We start from the raw sequence: 19,287 nt of genomic DNA on the forward strand, positions 1-19,287 counted from the left end.
TTATTGTGAGTCGGCCTTCGGCATAAACTGGCTCTGGTTAAGCCTGCCCAGCTGGTTGAGCATCTGGTCGGTACTGAACCCGTTCATGCCGCCCTGCGGGACTGACGGCGGCGGAACCGGGCTGCGGTCGTCGCCCTCCGCTTTGCTTCTGTCATTCTCGTGCGCCAGCTCTTCAATGGTTTTCAGCTGAAAACCGTCCTGAAAGACAACGGTCACTTCGTTACCCGCCCCAATAGGAATGACGGGGTGGTACTGCTCTGCGCGTTTGATGTAGTAGTCGCTGAGGGTCTGGGCGGCTTTGGAGGCGCCTCCGCCAATCCCCATCTTCATCACGTCACCCGCGCCGAGTGATGCCGTGGCGCCGAGGCCGACCGAAGGCTGGGACGCGGTCTGCACGCCCTGACCGATGCCGTCAACAAATCCCGCGCCCCATGCCCAGCCGAGGATTTTGCCGTTTCGCATCACCACCTCGCCCTTGATGCCGTTTTTTCCCCGGAAGCTCACGTGCCCGGCAATGGGCTGGTCGATGGTGACGCCGTGCTTCAGGCAGCTGATGTTGCGGGTGCGTACGATGGCGCGTTCGCTGGACACGTCGCCCCAGGCTTCAAGCCCGATGAAGCAGCCGGTCAGGTCGTAGCTTTTGCTGTTGGGCATTTCCACCCTGCCCGTAATGCGCAGCTGCATCGGCACCGTGGACTCGTTACCGGTTACGGAGGCGTTGGCGTCAGCCCCCTCAATCAGCATCGATTTGGCGAAGCTGCCCGACGGGATGTACGGCAGGGACGGACCTTTACTCTCGTCGCTGTGGGCAAAAGACTGCCGGCGCAGCTGGTTGGGTACGGGGATGGGCTGGTACTGCACCTGCGCCGGCGGCGTGACGCCGTTACCAGGATAGAACGCGGTCGGCGGCGGGACGGCCCCCGTCTGCGGCGGGAAACCGGTCGGCTGCGGCTCACCTTCAGGCCCCGGCGCAGGCACTGGCGGCTGCGGGGCCGGCTCACCCGATGCGGTGACGGGTTTCGCCCCCAGCGCGCTGACCTGAGCGGAAAGCGCCGCATTATCCTGACTGAGTTTGTCAATCTGGTGCTGATAGCCTGCCTGCCCCTTGCTGAGCAGCTCAAGCTCGCGGCGCATTTCGGCATACTGCTTCTGCATCTCGGAGGCCGTAGCCTGCATCTCGGTCGTGGCATGCTGCTGCACCTTCTGGTCAAAGGTGCTGTCCACCACGCCGGTCATATCGGGCGCAGGCTCGCCGGCGGCTGCCGCATCGCTGCTGCCCTCGTAGCGTGCATCCGCCAGATACCAGCCGCCGCCGCCCACCACGCCCACGGTCGCCAGCACGATACCCAGCCAGATAAACTGCTTGCGCTTCACCACTGAATTAATGCTGGCCATCAGCCGCACCTCCGCTGCTGATAATGAAGACCTGCAGGGCGCCGCCCGCCATCAGCTGACGCGAGGCTTCACCAAACAGCACGCCGCGAATGCCGCTCTGCCAGAAGTCGCTTTCCGCGATGTTGCGGGCCATCCCGGTATTGTTGGTGACGCGATAGCGCACCACCTTAAGGTGATTACCCACCCAGACGCGCTCGGGGACTGCAGAAAGTCCGGCGGGAGCGTTGAGGGCTTCATGCGTAACGGGGATAGCCTGCCAGCCGGACGGAAGCTGCCCGCCCAGCAGATGCTGGCTCAGGGAAACCAGCGTGGCCTCGTAGGGGGAAGACTCTTCCCAGGTGCGCGCCGCTTCACCCGTACCGGACAGCTCGCTGACCAGCCGGATGGTTCGCCCCGCGCCCGCACGTGGCACGGCCTGTACCGAGAAGTTGAGGCCGCGTTCGGTTTCCAGAATGAACGTGAAAGGCTTTTTGTTGAGGGTGCTGACAATCACACCACCGCTTGCCGTCTGTTCCTGACGCGTCAGCTCACCGTCGAGGCTGGTCAGGGCCGTCACGCGGTCACCTGCGACTGTAAAAAGGTTCGGGTCGGTATTGCTGACCGCGATGCTGGCCTGTCCCCCGTTCGTCAACGGGACAATCGTGGCAGAAAGCGCAGCGGGTGCGGCGACCGTCTGACCGGAAGCGAGCATCAGCAACGCCAGCAGCGCACGGCGACTATTTTTGTTCATCGATGATTTCTCCGAAGTGACTGAGCCAGCTGATGCCGTCCTCGCGCTCGAACTTGAGAACGTACTGTTTCAGCTCGGGATACGGTTTCGAGTCGCCTATCCAGGTCTTCAACTGGCCGCGTACGTCCACGCGGCTGCTTGCCGGGTAAACCTTCACGCTGGTCATATAGAAAGACGAGTTAACGTTGTTGTCCTTAATGCGCTTCGCATCCTCAGCAAGCCGGATTTTCAGCTCGTTCTGCGCTGCGGGTTTGACATAGGACAGCAGCTGCTCATGAGAGGCATCAACGGTTTCCGGGGTAACATTGAGGCGAAGGGCGATAAGCGACAGGGCCATCTGTTGCAGGTAGGAGGCATCTGCCTGGTTCTGCGACACGGCAAACGGCGCGTTGAAAAGCATTGGCGTGACGATAGACTTCTGCTCATTCTGAAGGCGGTAGTTGTTGACGGCCTGAATAACATTGGTGGTGATGCTTCCCAGAATAACCACCCCCATGGCAATAAAGCCGATGGCAATAACCCGCTGTGTACTTAATCGTGCTCCGTGTTCCATCTGATTATTCCTGTCTATTTAATCCACTGGCGGTAGCATGAGTCGGGTACATCATGAAAAATCCCCCTCAGCAGTGAGGTCGGCATATACCAGTAGACCAGGTCCCGTAGCCATGAACTGCCCCGCCCTTTTTTGAGCTTTTTAATTCCGAGATAGGCCAGTACGGCAGCGATAATTCCGGGGATATAATGCTGGGTCCAGAATCCCCACCCCAGGCAGACAATCGCCGGAATAAGCTCATCCACAGGAAGGCCAAACCAGCGGCTCTGATTCGTCAGGGTTTCGGGAAAGCGATATTTTTTGAGAGATTCATCTGCCATATATGTTCCGTCTCCGGTACAGCTGGCAGTATGGAAATACCTGCCAGCCGGATTACAGGCAAAGCCCTCCCGTGAATGCTCGTGAAGGGCATTCAGAATTAAACCGGAATTTAATAGTCGGAAGTGGCTCTGAACGGCTGTCGCTGGATATCAGTATCCTGCGACAGACATACCTACCGTGACGAATACGGACAGGATCGCAAAGCCCGCCAGGAACTTGAGGTTCTTGGTCGTCATATACATCACGGCGCCCACCAGAACTTCGGCAAGAATAACCCACTTAACCACGCTGGAGTCTTTACCAAATGTTCCTTTAACGGTTGCATCGCCGCTGGACATCAGATCTTTACCCGCAGTCGAGGCAAGAACCGTATCAGGGAAAAACGCAGCAAGGGCTGCGACAGGCAGGGCAAACTTCAGCGCTTTGAGTAACGGGACTTTGCTGAATTTTTTCTTTGCAGGGGTCGCGGGTACAGCGTTAATAACAGACACATCAGTCATATTCATTAATCCTTTAATTACACCGGATAGATTTGTTGAAATAAAAATCCTAAGAAACTAATTTTGTGACTTGGGTTCAAGATTGTTTGGGATCACCTCCGCCATTTCAGAGTTATAGAAATCAGGGAATTTTTCCAGGTGGTCACGTAACCGAATCAGCGCTTCAGCTGATTTAGAACGACCACTTCTGTCCTTCGCCTTCAAAATAAGAAGATCGGTTTGTGGGTCAAGGTAGATCGACATAGTTACCGTTGGGCCACGAAGCCTGTGACGTCTAATCATGTTTTCCCTCTCAACATATTCCTGCGTCAGGATAGTGACACATTGAATACAATTTATTCAATACGCGAAAAATTCCACTATATTTTTTACATAAATTTAACATTCAAAACCTTAAGAACAACCATTCTCACCTTTCTGTATACGTCCATTCTCATGCAGTAGAATCTGAAGTCATCGTAATCAATAAAATATTTCGCAAGCTCACTCTTCACACTAGAAAGTCTGCTTGAAATTGCTTTTTCAGAGACACCTAAATATTGCGCCATCGTATGAAGTTGAAAACCAAGAATTGAAAAACATAACGTAATCATCTTTTTATTCGTCAACCCTGATATAAAAATATCAAAATCAAACTCATCATTTTTTATCCTATTCGAGGTATTGAATAAAGCTTGATAATCCGGGAAGTAATTAATAAACCATAAAGCATATAATTCTTTATTTACCATACGAATTTCAACACGTAACTGATAAAACTCACCATTCAAATTAAAAGTTCTACAAATAGCTGTATCAGGCCCCATAACAAAGGCCTCCAACTCAATTGTCGACAAATCAAGCTCAACTTCATCAGGATCAAAACTGACACCTGAAAAACACTTTGATAATGGGTGAAAGAAATCTAAATATGCATCATTTTTATATATGGGGTTTCTGGATTGATTCCGAATGCAAAAAGGCAAAGGTGAGTACTTATAGAGCGCATCAAAACGCTTCACAATATCATCTAATGATTGACTTGATTGGGAGAGATCTCTAGGATCGCGCGGGTGCATTGAAGCCTCCTCTGAAGGTTTCTGTGTATAGTCGGTACACCCGGGGGTCTAGCCCGGTGTACCGGCGACCCGCCAAACTGAATGGCGAGCATCAAATTTTACTTATGTCTGCATAAAATATATCAATTACTGACGCCAAAGTCACTCAAAAACAGCAGATCTAAATCCTATTTATCAAACATTTTCAGCTAATTATCTTGAGACTCTTCCTCCTGGGGGAAGAATTTTTCAACAATCTGTTGCACATCTTCACGTATACACGTAACCATATCCCTGAAATCAAATTTTTCATTTCCTGCGAGATGCGGACTCAGCGACTCCATCGCCAGGAGCTTGCTGACTATAAATTGAGTTTTCATTACATTTTCAAGAATAGTTTTATTATAGAGCGCCTGATTAAAGGAAGACTCTTTTCTTTCCATTTGCGCTTCATAGACCCGAAGACCAAGTTCGACCAGCATTGATGCAATGCTCGAAAAACTTACATCTTTATCTCTCGCTCCTTCAGCGCGACGTTTTTCAGCGATTACTCTTATTTTCTCTGACACTTCATCGCTTACATAGACCTGAACTCTGGCCATAATTTTCTCCTTATTTATAGTTCCAAAACTTCTGTACCTCAGAATATTTTGAAAAGCTAAAAATGCACGACTCGGCACAAACTCCCTGCCAGAAAACAGACGACTTGCATGCCGACACACACTGTAAAAATTCACGACTCGAATATAGACTCGCCGTAGTCATAACTCAATGGATTTATTAAAAATAGTCACAAATGACTCTGAGTAGAGTTTTTACCGAGTCGAATAGAACTCGCTACCGAGTCGTTTACACACATTAAAATAAATTATTTCACATTACTTTTTCACTAACTGCATGATTTGAATACCCAATCAGCAAAACTTTAATTTTGCGTGGGGTGTGGAGCTTTTGGTGGTGAGGAGTGCATATTAGTTGAGTCTGGGCATGGGATGGGTTAACGTATTTCCGGCATGGTGCCCGGAGGGAAGAAATGAAACGGATTGCTCTTACGTTTTTAATGTTGGCTTTTTCTGGAATGTTGAACGCTGCTGATTGTTTTGATCTGGCAGGAAGGGATTATCATATAGATCCGGATCTGCTTCGGGCAATCTCCTGGAATGAATCGAACTTCCGCACATACGTAAAAGGCTACAATCCTGTTTCGGGTTTTGGCTCCGGACTTATGCAGGTGGACTCCCAGCACTTTAACGAACTGGCTCGTTATGGAATAAAACCGGAGCATCTTCTTTCCGATCCGTGTATGAATATCTACACCGGGGCTTACTATCTTGCAATTGCATTCAAAAAGTGGGGAGTCAGCTGGCAGGCCGTGGGCGCTTATAATGCAGGTTTCAGGAAAACAGAAGAACAGGCGCAGAGAAGATATGTCTATGCCAGAAAAATTGAGGCAACATATCGGGCTATAAAGAATAATAAAAATGCAGCGCAGACTCTTGCAAAACAGTAAAAAGACCTCAACAGGAGGTCTTTTTATTCATCCAGTATTTATGTCGTCAATCAATAGCCCGATAAATTAAATCTGCTTCAGGGTGTTTTATGATACTGATGTAGTCTTTCAGTGCATCCTGACGAGCGACGAGGTGTTTACAGACTTTCGAATATTCAGGCCCCATATCTGCAACCTGCCAGGACAACCAGTTCATGATCATCAGGGTCGCAATAATTCCGGCAGCATCGGCACTGACCTCTGCTTCAAAGTAATTACCGGGAATAACCATGTTATAGCGCTGTTCACCTTCCGGTGCGATATATCCGGTTTGCGTCGTGGTGAATCTGACACAGTTCGGAGCAATGTTTCCTCCGGTGCCCTGCGGAATAATCCAGTAATTCCAGAAACCGCCATCATAATCTGAATGCTGACGTAACCAGCTGGCAATCATGTTATCAGCAGAAGGCGTAAAAAAGAGCGCAGGAATAAAATCCAGACGTTCATCACCATCTGTAACAGAGTAGCGCTGGCGTTCATCGATCTTAAATTGTTCGGCTGATTCACGAGTGGCGGTTTTGACGTTTAATGTGTGCATTCTGGTTTTCTCCTCATTGGGTTATTACATCGTTCGACTTCATCACTGAGCGGCGAAGGGCAATGAGCAGCTGACAGTAAGGAAATAAAGGGGCGCGCAGCGTTTATATACCCCTTTATTTCCTTACTGGCTGATGCTAAAAGCAGCCCTCCGCGAACTGATGAAATCGGGCGATAGTCACACCAGGAGAATGCACACATCCCGTAACGGAAAATCGGCGTAAGACGAATTACCGTTACGGGCTTCAGAGTGGGGGTAATTTATTACCGCCACGGTGAAAGCGGCGCATCCATTCGGGATGCAGCAAGCGTGAATTTGAATTTACGTCAGGATGGACGCCCGAAGGGCGGAGACGGTTTACCGGCTCCGTTCACGACAGCCGTGTCCCTTCAGGGACGACGCCCGGAAAAGAAAGGATAATATCCATATCCGCGGCAGAATAATAAAGACCATCGCCAGCAGGAGAATGAGGAATATTAACCACCTGACCAAAAGACAGGAACTTCAGACTACCACGCGCCGGAATAATGCAGGCAGCGCGTCAGCGCAGCCTGCTTATTCTGCGCCGCAGGCGCGCGGCCTTTGATGCCACGAAAGGCAGGACACTCCCCTGCCCTTCTGGATAGCTATGCAGCGTCATTTATACAGCGCAAAAATTCGCGCATGGCACTGATACGGCGCTGATCGTCCAGCCGCTTACCAAAGTTGTTGATGTAGTACACAGGCGTATACCGCACCCTGTTTAACTTCATCGTCAGCGTATTGCCCGTGACCACCTCGGCAGGAATACCCAGCAGGGAAAGCTGAATAAACGCCATATCGGCCGCAACAGAATCAATATCGATGCAGCTTCCGAACATATGTTCAGACGGGTTATAGCCCGCCTCCAGCAGATATTCCGCATACGCCACAATCATTCCCGCCGCACCGCTTGCCGGATCGCTGACGGTAACGAATCCCTCACGGCGTATCGTTTCGTCGACGTCCGGCATCAGCAGCCTCGCCAGCAGTGACTGGACGTGATACGGCGTGAAATACTGTCCGTTGCGGTCGTCGCCAAGCTCAAGCTCCATGAAGATCGCGCCGAGGAAGTCGTGGAATTTGGCCTCCAGTGCGCAGACCATCAGGCAGAAAAGCGTATGCAGGTTGCTGATATCACTCTCGCTGTACTTCGCGCAGATTTTGCGGCTCTGCTCAATATTCTCTGGCGTTCTTATCCGCGCCATATCCAGCTCGCTGGCGGCCAGCGTGATAAAGTCGCTGAACACCTCCCAGCGGCGCAGGCTGCGGGCGGTATCCCTGAACACGCTGATAAACTGGCGGCGGGCCTGGTCGATTGTCATCATCCGGTGCAGTATCGGCTGCGCATTCACGGTGGGCAATACGGGTTTAGCGGGTGTTAAGGGTGCGGCTTCTCTCGCCTGATCAAAGAAGCTGGCAAAACTGAGTTGAGACATATTTCCTCCTTAAATGCCGCCCCGTAAGGAGCGGCTCAGTTATCAGTTAAATGCCCGCTTCAGTTCGAGCGTGCGTAACACCTGCCCCCACTCACTCCCGCGCATGGCAGGAATACGAACGGCGCGCCCCTTCTTCCGGCAGTGCGCTATGTGACGGCCCAGCGCCCGCATTTCGGCGCTGATGTCGTCACGGTCGATATCACTGCGTTTAATACGCACCTGTTTTTTTACGGGTGCGTTTTCCGCCTCAAGCATCTGGACATACAGGGCGGTCGGTGTAACAATCGAAACTTCACTGAATTGCATTGGTTTGTTCCTTTTGGTGAAGGCCGGATTAATCGTTGCAAGCGGGTAAATCCGGCGGGATATGGCAGACGAAAGTCTGCCTTTTTCATTTCTGGCGCTGCACTCCCTCCTTAACGCGTGCCAGAATCTCCGCGTGGTCAAGGTTGCTGTAGTCGCGCATCCGGTAATAACGGATACCGATCCGCGCGTAGATTTCGGTCACATTGCCGCAGACCATTTCCGCCAGCATGAAGGTTTCACACTCGCCGTTCTGACTGCTGCGCCAGTTCATCGGGTACATCAGCCCCAGCGCATCATGGAAGGCGTGTACGTCGATTTCGACGGACGCGGTCAGATATGACTTTTCGCGGCTCAGCCAGTACGCGCGTTCGGCCTCACTGGTCGCATAAATACCCGCTTCAGCGCAGGATTCGGTCAGATTTAAGTGCATGGTTTATCTCCTTCTGGTTAATGGCGTTGATATTTCGCCGTGGTGGTTATTCGTCGAACGTGATGCCGGAAAAATGCGCCATCAGGTGCAGCATGTCGGCAATCTCGTCGACTTTCTGCTGAATGGCTGGCGTGGCTTTCAGGATGCGCGTGACAGCGGTTCTGAGTTCGCCCATATAGCGGTTTGCAGACTCGCCCAGCGCCGTTTTGTCCGTATTGCTCTGGTACTTCATCAGGGCTTTACTGACGTGGTTTTGCAGGGTATCAAGTTCGCTGAGCGCGCTTTTCTCCCATGCGTCAAAGCTGAACGTACTGTTCGTGTTGCTGTTGCTCATAATGTTTCTCCGGTGTGACTGGCGGCATCCCCTGCCGCCAGCCGGTTAAGTAATCAGTAATCCGCCGCCAGCTCGATCATCAGGTCAGCACATTCACCATCGGCACGTTCTTCTTCCGCAGTCGTCAGCATGTAACCCCGTTTCGCTGCCGCCCCCATAAACGCCGGACGGTCTTTCAGTGGCAGTTCTGCCAGGTAATGCATAGCCATACCCAGCAGACGGGACTCATAAATCTCGTAGTGCAGGCCACATCCCCGGTTAGCCTGTATTTCCATACGGGCCAGCACCACGTCCGCGCGAATAACATCGAACGGGTTACGGGAATGGATATTGCGCACAAAGCCATCAGTACGCAGGGACGAGGTTTTCACCCATCTTTCGGAAGATTCTTTGGTGGCGGTTTTGACGTTGACGTTCTGTGTGTTCATCCTGCTTTTCCTCCTGTCTGGTGGTTTATCCATCTCTCGGTGAGTTCCCTGGCGGCAAAGGGCAAAGGAGCAACGGCGGGGCGGCAGGAGAAGGGCGGAGACTAAAGTTTTTGCGGTCCCTCGCAAAAAGTTTTGGCGGAGTGCATTTCACCCTTCGGATGACGACACGACGGTGCTACGACAAGCCCTCCGCCCGGGGACTTAACGGGAGAGGGCTCGCCAGAGGTACGGGGAGAGGATGAACACACCCGACACGGCGGAACGACGTGGCGTCACCTGAGTGCCGGCGGCTTTATCGCCGGCATGGTGAAAGCGGCGTGACCGGAACGGTCACTGCGAGCCGGTGTTGACGTTGCGACAGTGGGATGGAAGCCCGTCAGGGCGGAGACGGTTTACCGGCTCCGTTTACGACAGCCCCGGTTCCCGTCAGGGAGGTCGCCCGCAGTCATGGCCAGTGACCCCGTCAGACAGCAGGCAAATTTGAAAAGATGATACAGACAACTGCCACCATAATTCGCAGCGTTCGTTCTTCAGAGGTGATTCACAGCAGGAAATTACAAAGCGTGAGGACCATATAAAAGAGCAGTTATACCGCAGGCATAACCGCTCTTTTTACTTTCCTGCCCTCACGCTGGCGTATAGTTTGTTACCTTCGCCTCCAGTACACCCAGCCACTGACCAGAAGCAGAACACCGCTCAGCACCGCCAATTTCATCGGGGTTATGATCTCCCCAGAATTCCAGCTTGTATCCGATACCCCAGATAAAAAACGCCAGACCTGAAGCCACAATTCCCCACTTAAGGAGAAACAAGAGCACGTTGTCCAGCATACCTGGCGGATCGCGCCAGGTGATAACCAGCGCAATCAGGGCACAGATTGCCACCCCGGCATAGTACGCCGTGCTTCCGAACATCTCCGGCGCCGCGTAATGTATGACCAGCGTAAACAGGCCATTTAACAGCGCGACCAGTATCCAGTATCTCATCTCTAAATTATCCCTTTTAAGCACCCTGCCGACCGTATTCTGGCAGGATATGATATCAGACTCAGTGAGGCGACTTTCCCCGAAAATAATCCGGTCGCACCGTCAGTTCCCGCTCAATGAGTTCATCTGCAAACAGGGGCGCGATCCTGTTAACACGACGCGCCAGATTCCGTCGCCGCGTGGCCGCCTTTCGCTCATCGCTCCAGCGCCTGATCGGCCGTTCATACAGAAAATCAACGCAGACAGCATATCCGGCTCCTGCCACCCACAGTGACATCACGGACTCAGGGGCTGGCTTCCCGGCCTCCACCACTTCTGACGCCAGTTCAGGTTCACCGGGACAGGGACCGGGACGCTTCCAGCGCAGCGAGTAACGCCACTTCATACCTGACTCCGCGCTGTCAGCTTGTTGGGTACCATCCAGCGCTCCAGCTGCCGGACAGATCCCGGACTTTCCCTTGCCAGCGCATTCGTTTCAGCCATCACCGTCCAGAAAGGCTGACTCTCCATCGTCCAGCGCTCCATTGGCTCCAGTGACGGGAAACGCTCGCTCCAGCGCCAGAACATCTCTTCCAGGTCGTACTGGCGCAGTTCAGTCCCCGACCAGCGTGCGCTCCAGCTGCTGACCGTTTCAGGCGTATGGAATGCCAGCTCAATCTCCGCCTGCCCCGCCAGCGCCTGGTACGCCTGCTCACGCTGGCACCGTTCTTTGTGACGCTGTCGGGTGTATTTTTCATCCCGCAGGGCGTCCTGACAGCGAACCCGCTCGGTCTGCTGAAAGGCCACCTCCGGAAAGAGGCGCTGACCCGCACCAACGGGAAGCGGCAGCCAGCAACGCGTCCCGCGACTTTCAATCAGCGCATCGATGGCACTGAGCCAGCTGTCCCTGCTGCCCCGCAGCTCCCGCGCCGTCAGCACCGGCGCAAAATGATGGATTTCCCTGATAGTGATGCGCGTGCTGCCCGTGAGCCGCCGGAAAAAGGCGCTGGCATACGGATACATCGTGGACACCGCGCCGCGCGACCGCCGGCGTTCAACCTCCGCGATGGCCTCCATCGCGGCGCGTCGCTCAGGGCTGAAGGGAACCAGTGACAGGTTTGCAGGTATCATGCCGCGCCCTCCGCTGCCAGAATACTGATGATGCTGGCCTGACTGTATCCGTCCGCATCGAGACGCGCCGTCAGGCTGACGGTGTGGCTGACAAGCTCCGGCTGGTAGCCGCTCAGGGTACTAATGACGGAGAACGGGCGACCGCTGGCGGGCACGAACACCACCATCCACGCCGGACTGATGGCACCAGGACTGCACACCGCAATATGGTAATTGCCGTGCGAGGGGGTAAAGCGTATCTGTACGGGGAAGAAGCCGCCGAACTCGCTGCGGTACTCGCCGTTCACATCCCAGTTTTCAGGGCAGGACAGGTCACGCATGACGGCGTGGGTCAGTTCGCGGCGGAAGTCTTCGCCGCTGTCCCGCCAGTCCTCAAACTCATCACAGGACATCGTTTTCAGTACATCGGGGGTCAGAATAGTGCGCATGGGTATCTCCTTATCGCCGCCCCGCAGGGCGGCGCTCCGTTATCAGGCGGCGTGTGCCGTGTTGGTGGTGTCGTTGTCAGGGCTGTCGGTATCTGAAGCCGCGTCGTCTGCACCGGATTCACCCGCTGACTCCGGTCCTTTGAGCCATGCCGGAACCCAGCGGGTGTGCTGCATAAAGTGCTCCGCATGCGCTGCAGCATCGCCCTTCTTCATCTTCTCCGCGTCACCCGCCGCGCCCGTCAGCCCCGCCTCTTTCAGGGAGGCGACAATCTGCGGATGTTTCAGGCTGCCGAAGTAGTTGTCCTTCGTCGGCTGCCACCAGTCGCGCAGGTGGAAGCCGATTGCCGCCTCGACCGCATCGAGGGTACTGCGCGAGGTGTGCCCCATATCGCGGGTCTGCACCCCGTCAACGGAACAGGCCGTGCAGAAGGCCATCAGCGACATCAACACCCCGCCGTCAAGGGCAAAGAAGGTGGTGAAGTCCTTCTCCCACCCTTCCGGCAGCAGGGCTTTCAGCCTTGCCCGTTCGGTCATCAGGATGTTAAACGCTGCGCCATCCTTACCGGACGGGGCGTTCTCCGTCAGGCTGTCGTGAGATACAGTGAGGCTGATACGGAACGGATGCGTCGTGGTCAGGCAGCCCGAGAAGACGCAGGTACACATGCGCCAGACCATCAGCGCCACCGCCTTTTCGGGCTGCTGCATCAGCGCCGCCTGGACTGCCAGCGTACGTTCGGAGGTCATTTTCGTGAGCAGCGGAACACTGATCCCCTCTGCGGCGTCGGGCTGGCGTGAGGTGAATGGCACCGTTACGCTGCTGGTTACGGTTTCTTCAGGCATATCCGCTTTCAGGCGCACACCGCGCTGCACGTACACCTGCCCTTCGTACAGGCTGACCATCACTCCCGCGCCTGACTTCATGTCGTCAGTCCACGCGCTGGCTTCTGCCGCCGCCTGAATGGCGAGGATGTCCGCTTCGATCGCATCTGACTCGTCGCAAACGCTGTCATATGTATCGTACTGCTCCCGCAGCGCACCAAGACGCTGCTGCTGCTCAGGGGTGTACACCGGATCGGGTTCAGCAGGCTGCACGAACTCCTTACCGTCTTCGCCGTGGTACCAGATGCGGGCTGCGCGTCCGCGACTCCATGCCCAGCCCTCCCGCTGCTGAATGTCCTGCGCGATACGCTCCAGCTTTTCCTGCACCAGACGCTCAACCAGCACGCTGTCAGCCGTACCGTCGCCCTCGTCCTGGCTGAACAGATCTTCACGGATGTAACCCCCTGCCGCCTCGTAGGCATCGCGCCCGATAAAACGAAATTTGGCGTTGTCGGTGCGCATCTCGGTTTCGGTAATAGCGCGTTTAATCAGGTGTGCGGGCGCGTTTGACCAGCTGGCCTTCACGTTTTCGAATACCTCGACCTGACGGGCAGGATCGTCCTCGAGACAGAGCGCCTGACACTGCTCAACGGTCAGTTCGTCCTGTGCAAGCTTCTCCATCAGGGAGGGGGCGAGGTTTGCCAGCTTCAGCATGCGCTGCACGTGACGGGAGCCGAAGCCGAGCGCGTCGCCAATCTGCGCGGGGGTTTTGCCCTGCCCTGCCAGCGTACGGAAACCTGCAATCTGCTCGGCGGGATGCATGGCGGCGCGCTGCTCGTTCTCGGCGACGGAGGCAAGGGCGGCAATGTCGTCGGAAACACGCTTCACCATAACGGTATGGTCAGCAGCGAGACGCCCTTCCTGCGCCAGCAGTTGCAGGGCAGTTAATCGGCGGCCACCTGCGGCCACGCCGGATTGTCCGTCCGCGAGGGTGTGAACAATAAGGTTCTGCAGCAGTCCGAGCGTCTCGATGGAGTCGGCCAGACCGCGAACGCTGTCCACGGAATAGGGGATGGAGCGCACGTTCAGCGGGGATTTAACGAGATCGGACAGCGGAACGTACTCGACCGCAGCGGCCTCAAGGGCGATCTTCAGGGCAGCCTCCTGTGCCTTCGTAATTTTTTTGCTGCTCGCTTTTTTGGGTGCTTTTGCTTTAACATCGGTTACTGACATAGTTGATACCTCACTGATTGATGATTGTCCGGCCCTGCGGAGTTACCGCTCCGGCAGGGCACCTTCTTATTTACTGCTGTTTACGAATACCGTAACGTTCGATGTAACGGTTGAGCCATTTCCCGGCATCCGCTTCAAAATTCCACGCGCGCCAGACCATTACGCCGTTCTGACGAACGACCAGACGAAAATGTGTACCCTGATCGTCCTCAATTGCCACGTTGGTGTACTGCGCCGCAACGACCTCAGCCTGTTCGCGGGTAAAGGTGTCGTCGGGTAAAACCGCCAGCGCCTCGCTCATGTTGCCCCTCCTTCTGAACCTGTTTTGCTTTTAAAAAACCATCACCCATTGAGTTGCCGGGGCCGCGGTTTTGACGTTTTGCGGGGACCTGCTGAACGCCCCCGCTGGTTGTTACCTTCACCCGTTTGAGAGCCGTTCGCCGCAGGGGCGTAAACCAGCGCGGGCGATGGCGGATGTCCGGGGCGCGGTTTACCGCGTGCCATTTACCCTGGACAGCTGACAGCGGCTGTGCTTGTCTCAGCCCCGGCGAAAGGACTCAAAAGGGTGAAAAAACCAGGCAAGGAATGAGCAGGAACCCGCCGCAACGACGGAAAGCGCGGGCGCGAAACGGCGTTGCCCCTTACAGCCCGGCGGCCGTTGATTTTCGCCGGGGTGCAGGGAGCGCAGGCCACGGCGCGACAGAGGCGGCGCATCCTGATAAGGATGCTGCAAGCCCTGGTGTTGCGTCATGGGATGGAAGCCCGAAGGGCGGAGACGGTTTACCGGCTCCGTTCACGACAGCCCGCCCGGACGCCCGCAATGAAAACGGGAACGGGCAGAAAACAGAAAACGGGAGGATAAGAATGGATTACATGCGGCTAAAATGATGGCTGACGATCATCCAGCTTGATGCCAGCCGGGAACATCAGGAGCGAAAATGCTTTTCTTTTCTGTACTGCACAACGCTATACCAGGCCGAAGCCAGGAAAGCAAAAACGGTGATCAGCATCTTAATTCGTCCCCCGGTTCCTTCCCCTTCAGCATCAAAATTATGATGATGCCGGCAACGATAATCCATGCAACGCCACTCCAGAGACGCAGTTTATCCGCCGCGACATTAATCAGGATAAAAGCAACGGCCAAGATTCCCCCCCATAGAGCCGGTACAGGCTGAAACGGAATAAACAACAGGTTAATACCGGTTAAAAGAGTCACGGCCGCAAACATCAGAGACATACGCATAAAATTTCCTCCCTGGACACACTGACTATAAGAATCACTTCTGCTGCTCATCTCCGGGTTTATTATATTCGGGCGCATTTGCGCGCGGCAGCTGCTGACTGTTCTGCCGATGAACGTCAAGCCGTTCACGAAAATACTGGCGAAGATGTTCAGGCTGTTCCCGTTCAACAAGCTCAGGCACAACAGGCTTGTTCATCCTTTCCTGCCAGGCAACGGCAGCGGCGGCTTTATCGACTGAGACCTTATCCTGATCATCTTTTGAGAAAGAGGCGATATTCCACTTCGACATATGCTTCACCGGTCTGCTTTACAGGAAGATATCCCTGATAATACGCGCTTTCCCGGGCAACAGCGACTGACAACGGAGAGGAGAGTGCGCGGCGCCGGAGGCGCGGCGAAGTTTCTCTCCGGCAGGCGCAGCCTGCCCGGTTTTTCGCGCGGGCTGACAGGCGCCCTCCGGCCCGGACGCCTGCCATCATACTTACTGGCCTTTTCCACCCTGTAAGATGAAATGACCGCCGATGTACACGGCACACTGACAGGTCATGTATTCGCAGATTTCATCCATCACCTGCGCGGTGGTCAGTTCCCGCTGACCGGCATCACGTCGGCGGGCATTAATCAGGGCTTTGTACTGTCGCAGGATCTCGCGGGTTTCCGATGCAAGTTTCATACGTTTTCTCCTTAACCGGCGGGTTTCCCCGCCGGACATTAATCAGTTGCTGAAGACATAGCCGTCATGGAACACATAACCGCTGCTGAACAGGTCACGCGCCCAGGCTTCAAAATCGAAATAGCTGCGCAACGGCTCCGGCACCTCATTTAACAGGCCGTTGTCCTCCACCATCTCCCGCGCATAGTCTTCCTCGCTTTCCGCCTCGCCGCGGTACGCATCATCAAACGCGTCATAGTCACATTCGCCGGTATACTCCGCCCAGGCGATAAAAGCGGCTTCCCTGCCCTCTTCTTCGGCGCGTTTGTAAGCGGCGATAAAATCCCAGTCAATGGAGCATTCAGAGACGAACTGCGACGGAATGCCCTCCCAGTCCTGGAACATAAACTCGGCATCCCATTCATCGGCATGCAGTGCCTGACAGGCCTCGTAAAAATCTTCCCTGCCGTTAAACTCCGTCAGATCAAACCATTTGCCGAAAATGCTGCCGCAGTTGTATTTGTGATACGTGCCCACGTAAACAGCCGGTGTGGTGGTTGTAGTGCGCATAAAAAATCCTCCATAGTCGATGTCGTCTGAGTTCCGGCTTACGCCGTGCCGACACGACAGCCGGGCGAAAAGCGGAGGATGCAAGGGCGTCACCGAAGCCGCAGCGCAGTAAAAAAGCAGGAGCTGGCTGGACGGTTTGACGGCGAAAATTGAGCCGGAAAACGACGGGAAGACGGCGGATAACGTATGAAATAAACTGCGACCGGGTGAAGGTGACGGCGTTTACGCTTCCCTTGCATCAGCCGCGGCCCGGCTATAGTAGAGGCACGGCGTTTGCCGCAGGCCGCACGGGACGTTACTCACCGCGAAGCCGGAACAACGTGAAGGAAGAGCCGTAAAAGTGGAGCCGGCGACATCCTTCGTGGTGGATTCAGGGGGCCGCCGCCCCCTGCTGTTCGCTACACTGGCCGGATTGCTGACAGGGCATTGCGGACAAGACTGATTTCTGCACGCGCTTCTGCCATGACCTCATGTAACAGGGTTAAATCCATCCACCGGCGCGGAGGCTCGCCCGGAATACGCAGCACATCGCACATCTGGCCACATGCCAGGATTTGATCAACATTGTCGCTGATAACAAAGAACTCGACTCTGCTGTAGCGTGCCCCTTTGTTCAGGATGGCATCGAGCACCACCGGCAAATTGTCATCATCGTCCAGCCAGCAGGGCATATCATTTTCCTTCACAACCAGACGGAAGTTTCGGGTCTGGCGATAAAACAGCGTTTCCCCGCGCGTGGTCAGCGCCGCCTTTATCCGGCGCGCATCCTCCCATACCTGCCGGGAGATATCCCGCACCGCGCGGGACAGGCAATCCGTTACAGCCTGAATCTCCGGCTCCGTCAGCCATTCCCCGGCCCAGGGGAACGCTATCTGTGTTCCGTCCTCCGGAAGCTGCGGCGCGTCGGCATAGCGGCTGCCGGATAAAATAATCTGCGCTGGCGTCCCGGCTATTTTTGTCATGGCACTTTGCAGCTCTGCGGGTACGTCACCGGTACAAAGCAAAGGCAGCAGATGAACAATATTTGCCGCATCCAGACGGACATAAATGCTTATCCATCCCGGTTTATTGACCGGATCACGCTGATCAACATCGGTATGGTCAGGCCATCAATAATCAGCAATCAAATCGCGCGCACGGCGCATAACAAGGGCGGTTAACGTGGTGATTTCCTGCATAATGGGTTCCTCTGAACGGGGTCAGTACACGCCGCCCGGGCGGCGTGTTGATTTCAGTTTTTCAGTAAGGCGCGAACTTTCGCCGCATCAGCCAGGCGGCGGGTAACGCTTTCCGGGACCGGATGATTGCTGTCACGGGCGGTCCATTCCCTGTGCCATAACGCCTGTTCGGCAGTGGTCAGCAGGGTTTCAAGCAGGTCAGCCGGCACACTCACCGCCGCTGCGGCCTGTTTCACCTGTTCAATCAGATCCATCACCGCACCGGCAGACACGCCCGATTCAAGCCGTTGTTCCTCCGGAATGGCGTCCATACGCGCCAGTACCACCCTTGTGTCCTGCTCCGAAACAGCATATTCCATTCCGTCGGCCAGCGCTTCGATATCCGCCGGGGACCAGACAATGAGGTTCAGCGGGGTTTCTGCGGGATACTGTTCACGCAACAACTGGCAGAGGGTTTCACAGGTTCCGTACATATTTTTCTCCTCTGTCCTTAAAGCAGGCATCCAACTCAAGAATTTCGTTGTATGCCGCCATAAACAGGGCATTGATGCGAAAAAGGGTCTGACGGGTCAGGCGTTCGGCCAGCACATCGGAGTCAAAGCGATAGCGGTGCTCCATCCCGTTCAGCGTCGCCCGCAGGTCACACATGCTGTTGGCGATTTCCGCCACTTCTGCGCGGAGTTTTTCGTGTCCGGCATAGTTCATTACGCGGCCTCCGGGAACTCGTCGTTAGCGGCCGGGTACTGCATGGCGCGCCGGACGGCGGCCAGACGTTGCTGTCCGGCCCGGTGATACTGCTCCAGCAGTTCAATACCGATGTAACGACGGCCAGCCTGGAGGGCGGCCACACAGGTGGAGCCACTTCCGGCAAAGGGGTCGAGCACAATTGCGCCGGGATGTGTGAAAGACTCAATCAGCGGTTGCAGGCTGGTTACGGGTTTTTCTGTCGGGTGGTGCCGGTTGCCTGAATATTTCCACGCAATCACGTCATTCAACGGGTTTTGCGGCAGGGACGGACGACCTTTTGCAAGGATGTAGGCGCATTCGTGGCGGTAGCCCACATATGCGGCCTTCGATGTGTAGGTTTTAGGGAAAACCAGATGACCAACAACGCTGAACCCGGCCTGTTTCCACGCAGCCATAAAGCGATCGACGCGGTTCCAGCCGTAGAAGCTCACCATCAGCGCGTCTTTTTTCAGCACGCGATACATCTCATGGCTGGCGGGTTGCAGCCATTCATCGGTTTTATCGCCGGCGATGGTACGCCCCTGACGGTCACGAAAACCGACGAGATATGGCGGGTCGGTCAGAATGAAATCGACAGCATTATCCGGAAAGCCGGACACGATATGGACGCAATTACCCTGGATAAATCGGGACATGGTAGTTCTCCTTTCTCAAATGCGGCGCCAGTTACGCCGTGCCGATACGACAGCCGGGCGAAAAGCGGAGAATGCAGGGGCGGTGCCGCAAGCCGCAGCGCAGTGAAA

At 55.0% G+C, this 19,287-nt stretch carries 27 protein-coding genes and 3 pseudogenes; 2 read left to right on the forward strand and 28 right to left on the reverse strand.

Annotated elements, in window-relative coordinates:
• From traB to traM, 8 genes are all read right to left on the reverse strand, one after another.
• Entirely contained in the window at window positions 1–1,395 is a 1,395-nt protein-coding gene (gene traB, locus ACLHV9_RS25365; protein WP_008324156.1) for an F-type conjugal transfer pilus assembly protein TraB, read from the reverse strand.
• Window positions 1,382–2,125: a type-F conjugative transfer system secretin TraK gene (gene traK, locus ACLHV9_RS25370; RefSeq protein WP_008324157.1), complete on the reverse strand. Its 744-nt coding sequence runs from the start codon at window positions 2,123–2,125 to the stop codon at window positions 1,382–1,384. The genes traB and traK overlap by 14 nt, the downstream gene beginning before the upstream one ends.
• Window positions 2,112–2,678 carry a type IV conjugative transfer system protein TraE gene (gene traE, locus ACLHV9_RS25375; protein WP_008324158.1) on the reverse strand — a complete coding sequence of 189 codons (567 nt, stop codon included), beginning with the start codon at window positions 2,676–2,678 and terminating at the stop codon, window positions 2,112–2,114. The genes traK and traE overlap by 14 nt, the downstream gene beginning before the upstream one ends.
• A 14-nt stretch (window positions 2,679–2,692) precedes the next feature.
• Window positions 2,693–2,998: a type IV conjugative transfer system protein TraL gene (gene traL / locus ACLHV9_RS25380; RefSeq protein ID WP_008324160.1), complete on the reverse strand. Its 306-nt coding sequence runs from the start codon at window positions 2,996–2,998 to the stop codon at window positions 2,693–2,695.
• Between the two features lie 150 nt (window positions 2,999–3,148).
• The gene (gene traA / locus ACLHV9_RS25385) at window positions 3,149–3,499 is read right to left on the reverse strand and encodes a type IV conjugative transfer system pilin TraA (RefSeq protein WP_008324162.1); all 351 of its coding nucleotides are present in this window, start codon (window positions 3,497–3,499) and stop codon (window positions 3,149–3,151) included.
• Between the two features lie 57 nt (window positions 3,500–3,556).
• Window positions 3,557–3,781 (reverse strand): TraY domain-containing protein, encoded by a 225-nt coding sequence (locus ACLHV9_RS25390; RefSeq protein WP_008324165.1) that lies wholly within the window; start codon window positions 3,779–3,781, stop codon window positions 3,557–3,559.
• An 86-nt stretch (window positions 3,782–3,867) separates the two neighbouring features.
• Window positions 3,868–4,557 (reverse strand): hypothetical protein, encoded by a 690-nt coding sequence (locus ACLHV9_RS25395; protein WP_008324166.1) that lies wholly within the window; start codon window positions 4,555–4,557, stop codon window positions 3,868–3,870.
• A 188-nt stretch (window positions 4,558–4,745) separates the two neighbouring features.
• Window positions 4,746–5,138, reverse strand: a complete 393-nt coding sequence (gene traM, locus ACLHV9_RS25400; RefSeq protein WP_008324167.1) for a conjugal transfer relaxosome DNA-binding protein TraM — start codon at window positions 5,136–5,138, stop codon at window positions 4,746–4,748.
• 431 nt (window positions 5,139–5,569) lie between these two features.
• Between traM and ACLHV9_RS25405 the strand changes: the two genes are divergently transcribed.
• On the forward strand, window positions 5,570–6,046 hold the full coding sequence (locus ACLHV9_RS25405) for a transglycosylase SLT domain-containing protein (RefSeq protein ID WP_008324168.1): 477 nt from the start codon (window positions 5,570–5,572) through the stop codon (window positions 6,044–6,046).
• A gap of 46 nt (window positions 6,047–6,092) precedes the next feature.
• On the opposite strand, the gene ACLHV9_RS25410 is transcribed toward ACLHV9_RS25405, so the two are convergent.
• From ACLHV9_RS25410 to ACLHV9_RS25465, 12 genes are all read right to left on the reverse strand, one after another.
• A complete protein-coding gene (locus ACLHV9_RS25410) occupies window positions 6,093–6,623 on the reverse strand; it encodes an antirestriction protein (protein WP_008324170.1) in 531 nt (176 codons plus the stop codon).
• Between the two features lie 626 nt (window positions 6,624–7,249).
• Window positions 7,250–8,080 (reverse strand): N-6 DNA methylase, encoded by an 831-nt coding sequence (locus ACLHV9_RS25415; RefSeq protein WP_008324171.1) that lies wholly within the window; start codon window positions 8,078–8,080, stop codon window positions 7,250–7,252.
• 42 nt (window positions 8,081–8,122) lie between these two features.
• On the reverse strand, window positions 8,123–8,386 hold the full coding sequence (locus ACLHV9_RS25420) for a hypothetical protein (RefSeq protein WP_008324174.1): 264 nt from the start codon (window positions 8,384–8,386) through the stop codon (window positions 8,123–8,125).
• An 85-nt stretch (window positions 8,387–8,471) separates the two neighbouring features.
• Window positions 8,472–8,816 carry a hypothetical protein gene (locus ACLHV9_RS25425; RefSeq protein WP_008324177.1) on the reverse strand — a complete coding sequence of 115 codons (345 nt, stop codon included), beginning with the start codon at window positions 8,814–8,816 and terminating at the stop codon, window positions 8,472–8,474.
• A 46-nt stretch (window positions 8,817–8,862) separates the two neighbouring features.
• Window positions 8,863–9,150, reverse strand: a complete 288-nt coding sequence (locus ACLHV9_RS25430; RefSeq protein WP_008324178.1) for a hypothetical protein — start codon at window positions 9,148–9,150, stop codon at window positions 8,863–8,865.
• Window positions 9,151–9,203: 53 nt separating this feature from the next.
• Complete coding sequence (locus tag ACLHV9_RS25435; protein WP_008324180.1) at window positions 9,204–9,578, reverse strand: hypothetical protein; 375 nt, start codon at window positions 9,576–9,578, stop codon at window positions 9,204–9,206.
• A 626-nt stretch (window positions 9,579–10,204) separates the two neighbouring features.
• Window positions 10,205–10,564 carry a hypothetical protein gene (locus ACLHV9_RS25440; RefSeq protein WP_008324181.1) on the reverse strand — a complete coding sequence of 120 codons (360 nt, stop codon included), beginning with the start codon at window positions 10,562–10,564 and terminating at the stop codon, window positions 10,205–10,207.
• A 61-nt stretch (window positions 10,565–10,625) separates the two neighbouring features.
• Window positions 10,626–10,949: a hypothetical protein gene (locus tag ACLHV9_RS25445; RefSeq protein WP_008324183.1), complete on the reverse strand. Its 324-nt coding sequence runs from the start codon at window positions 10,947–10,949 to the stop codon at window positions 10,626–10,628.
• The gene (locus ACLHV9_RS25450) at window positions 10,946–11,674 is read right to left on the reverse strand and encodes a plasmid SOS inhibition protein A (protein WP_008324185.1); all 729 of its coding nucleotides are present in this window, start codon (window positions 11,672–11,674) and stop codon (window positions 10,946–10,948) included. Before ACLHV9_RS25450 ends, ACLHV9_RS25445 begins: the two co-directional genes overlap by 4 nt.
• Window positions 11,671–12,102, reverse strand: coding sequence for a conjugation system SOS inhibitor PsiB (gene psiB / locus ACLHV9_RS25455; protein ID WP_062856914.1), 432 nt, complete (start codon window positions 12,100–12,102; stop codon window positions 11,671–11,673). The genes ACLHV9_RS25450 and psiB overlap by 4 nt, the downstream gene beginning before the upstream one ends.
• A 42-nt stretch (window positions 12,103–12,144) precedes the next feature.
• A complete protein-coding gene (locus ACLHV9_RS25460) occupies window positions 12,145–14,154 on the reverse strand; it encodes a ParB/RepB/Spo0J family partition protein (RefSeq protein WP_200925819.1) in 2,010 nt (669 codons plus the stop codon).
• 70 nt (window positions 14,155–14,224) lie between these two features.
• A complete protein-coding gene (locus ACLHV9_RS25465; protein WP_008324190.1) occupies window positions 14,225–14,455 on the reverse strand; it encodes a DUF905 domain-containing protein in 231 nt (76 codons plus the stop codon).
• Window positions 14,456–14,739: 284 nt separating this feature from the next.
• Here ACLHV9_RS25465 and ACLHV9_RS25470 point away from each other — a divergent pair.
• A pseudogene (locus tag ACLHV9_RS25470) lies at window positions 14,740–14,963 on the forward strand (hypothetical protein); the annotation flags it as partial.
• A gap of 117 nt (window positions 14,964–15,080) precedes the next feature.
• Here ACLHV9_RS25470 and ACLHV9_RS25475 read toward each other — a convergent pair.
• From ACLHV9_RS25475 to ACLHV9_RS25510, 8 genes and pseudogenes are all read right to left on the reverse strand, one after another.
• Window positions 15,081–15,397: pseudogene (locus ACLHV9_RS25475) on the reverse strand (hypothetical protein).
• 34 nt (window positions 15,398–15,431) lie between these two features.
• Window positions 15,432–15,686, reverse strand: a complete 255-nt coding sequence (locus tag ACLHV9_RS25480; RefSeq protein ID WP_008324193.1) for a DNA polymerase III subunit theta — start codon at window positions 15,684–15,686, stop codon at window positions 15,432–15,434.
• A 192-nt stretch (window positions 15,687–15,878) separates the two neighbouring features.
• Complete coding sequence (locus ACLHV9_RS25485) at window positions 15,879–16,070, reverse strand: hypothetical protein (protein ID WP_008324194.1); 192 nt, start codon at window positions 16,068–16,070, stop codon at window positions 15,879–15,881.
• A 42-nt stretch (window positions 16,071–16,112) separates the two neighbouring features.
• On the reverse strand, window positions 16,113–16,619 hold the full coding sequence (locus ACLHV9_RS25490; RefSeq protein ID WP_008324195.1) for an antirestriction protein ArdA: 507 nt from the start codon (window positions 16,617–16,619) through the stop codon (window positions 16,113–16,115).
• A 398-nt stretch (window positions 16,620–17,017) separates the two neighbouring features.
• Window positions 17,018–17,797, reverse strand: a pseudogene (locus tag ACLHV9_RS25495) (hypothetical protein).
• A 53-nt stretch (window positions 17,798–17,850) separates the two neighbouring features.
• Window positions 17,851–18,270, reverse strand: coding sequence for a DUF1380 family protein (locus ACLHV9_RS25500; protein ID WP_008324200.1), 420 nt, complete (start codon window positions 18,268–18,270; stop codon window positions 17,851–17,853).
• Window positions 18,254–18,502, reverse strand: coding sequence for a hypothetical protein (locus ACLHV9_RS25505; RefSeq protein WP_008324202.1), 249 nt, complete (start codon window positions 18,500–18,502; stop codon window positions 18,254–18,256). Before ACLHV9_RS25505 ends, ACLHV9_RS25500 begins: the two co-directional genes overlap by 17 nt.
• Window positions 18,502–19,179: a DNA methylase gene (locus ACLHV9_RS25510; RefSeq protein ID WP_008324204.1), complete on the reverse strand. Its 678-nt coding sequence runs from the start codon at window positions 19,177–19,179 to the stop codon at window positions 18,502–18,504. The genes ACLHV9_RS25505 and ACLHV9_RS25510 overlap by 1 nt, the downstream gene beginning before the upstream one ends.
• Window positions 19,180–19,287 lie beyond the last annotated feature (108 nt).

Source organism: Enterobacter sp. CPE_E890 (genome assembly GCF_046521475.1).
GTDB classification, from domain to species: Bacteria; Pseudomonadota; Gammaproteobacteria; order Enterobacterales; family Enterobacteriaceae; genus Enterobacter; species Enterobacter adelaidei.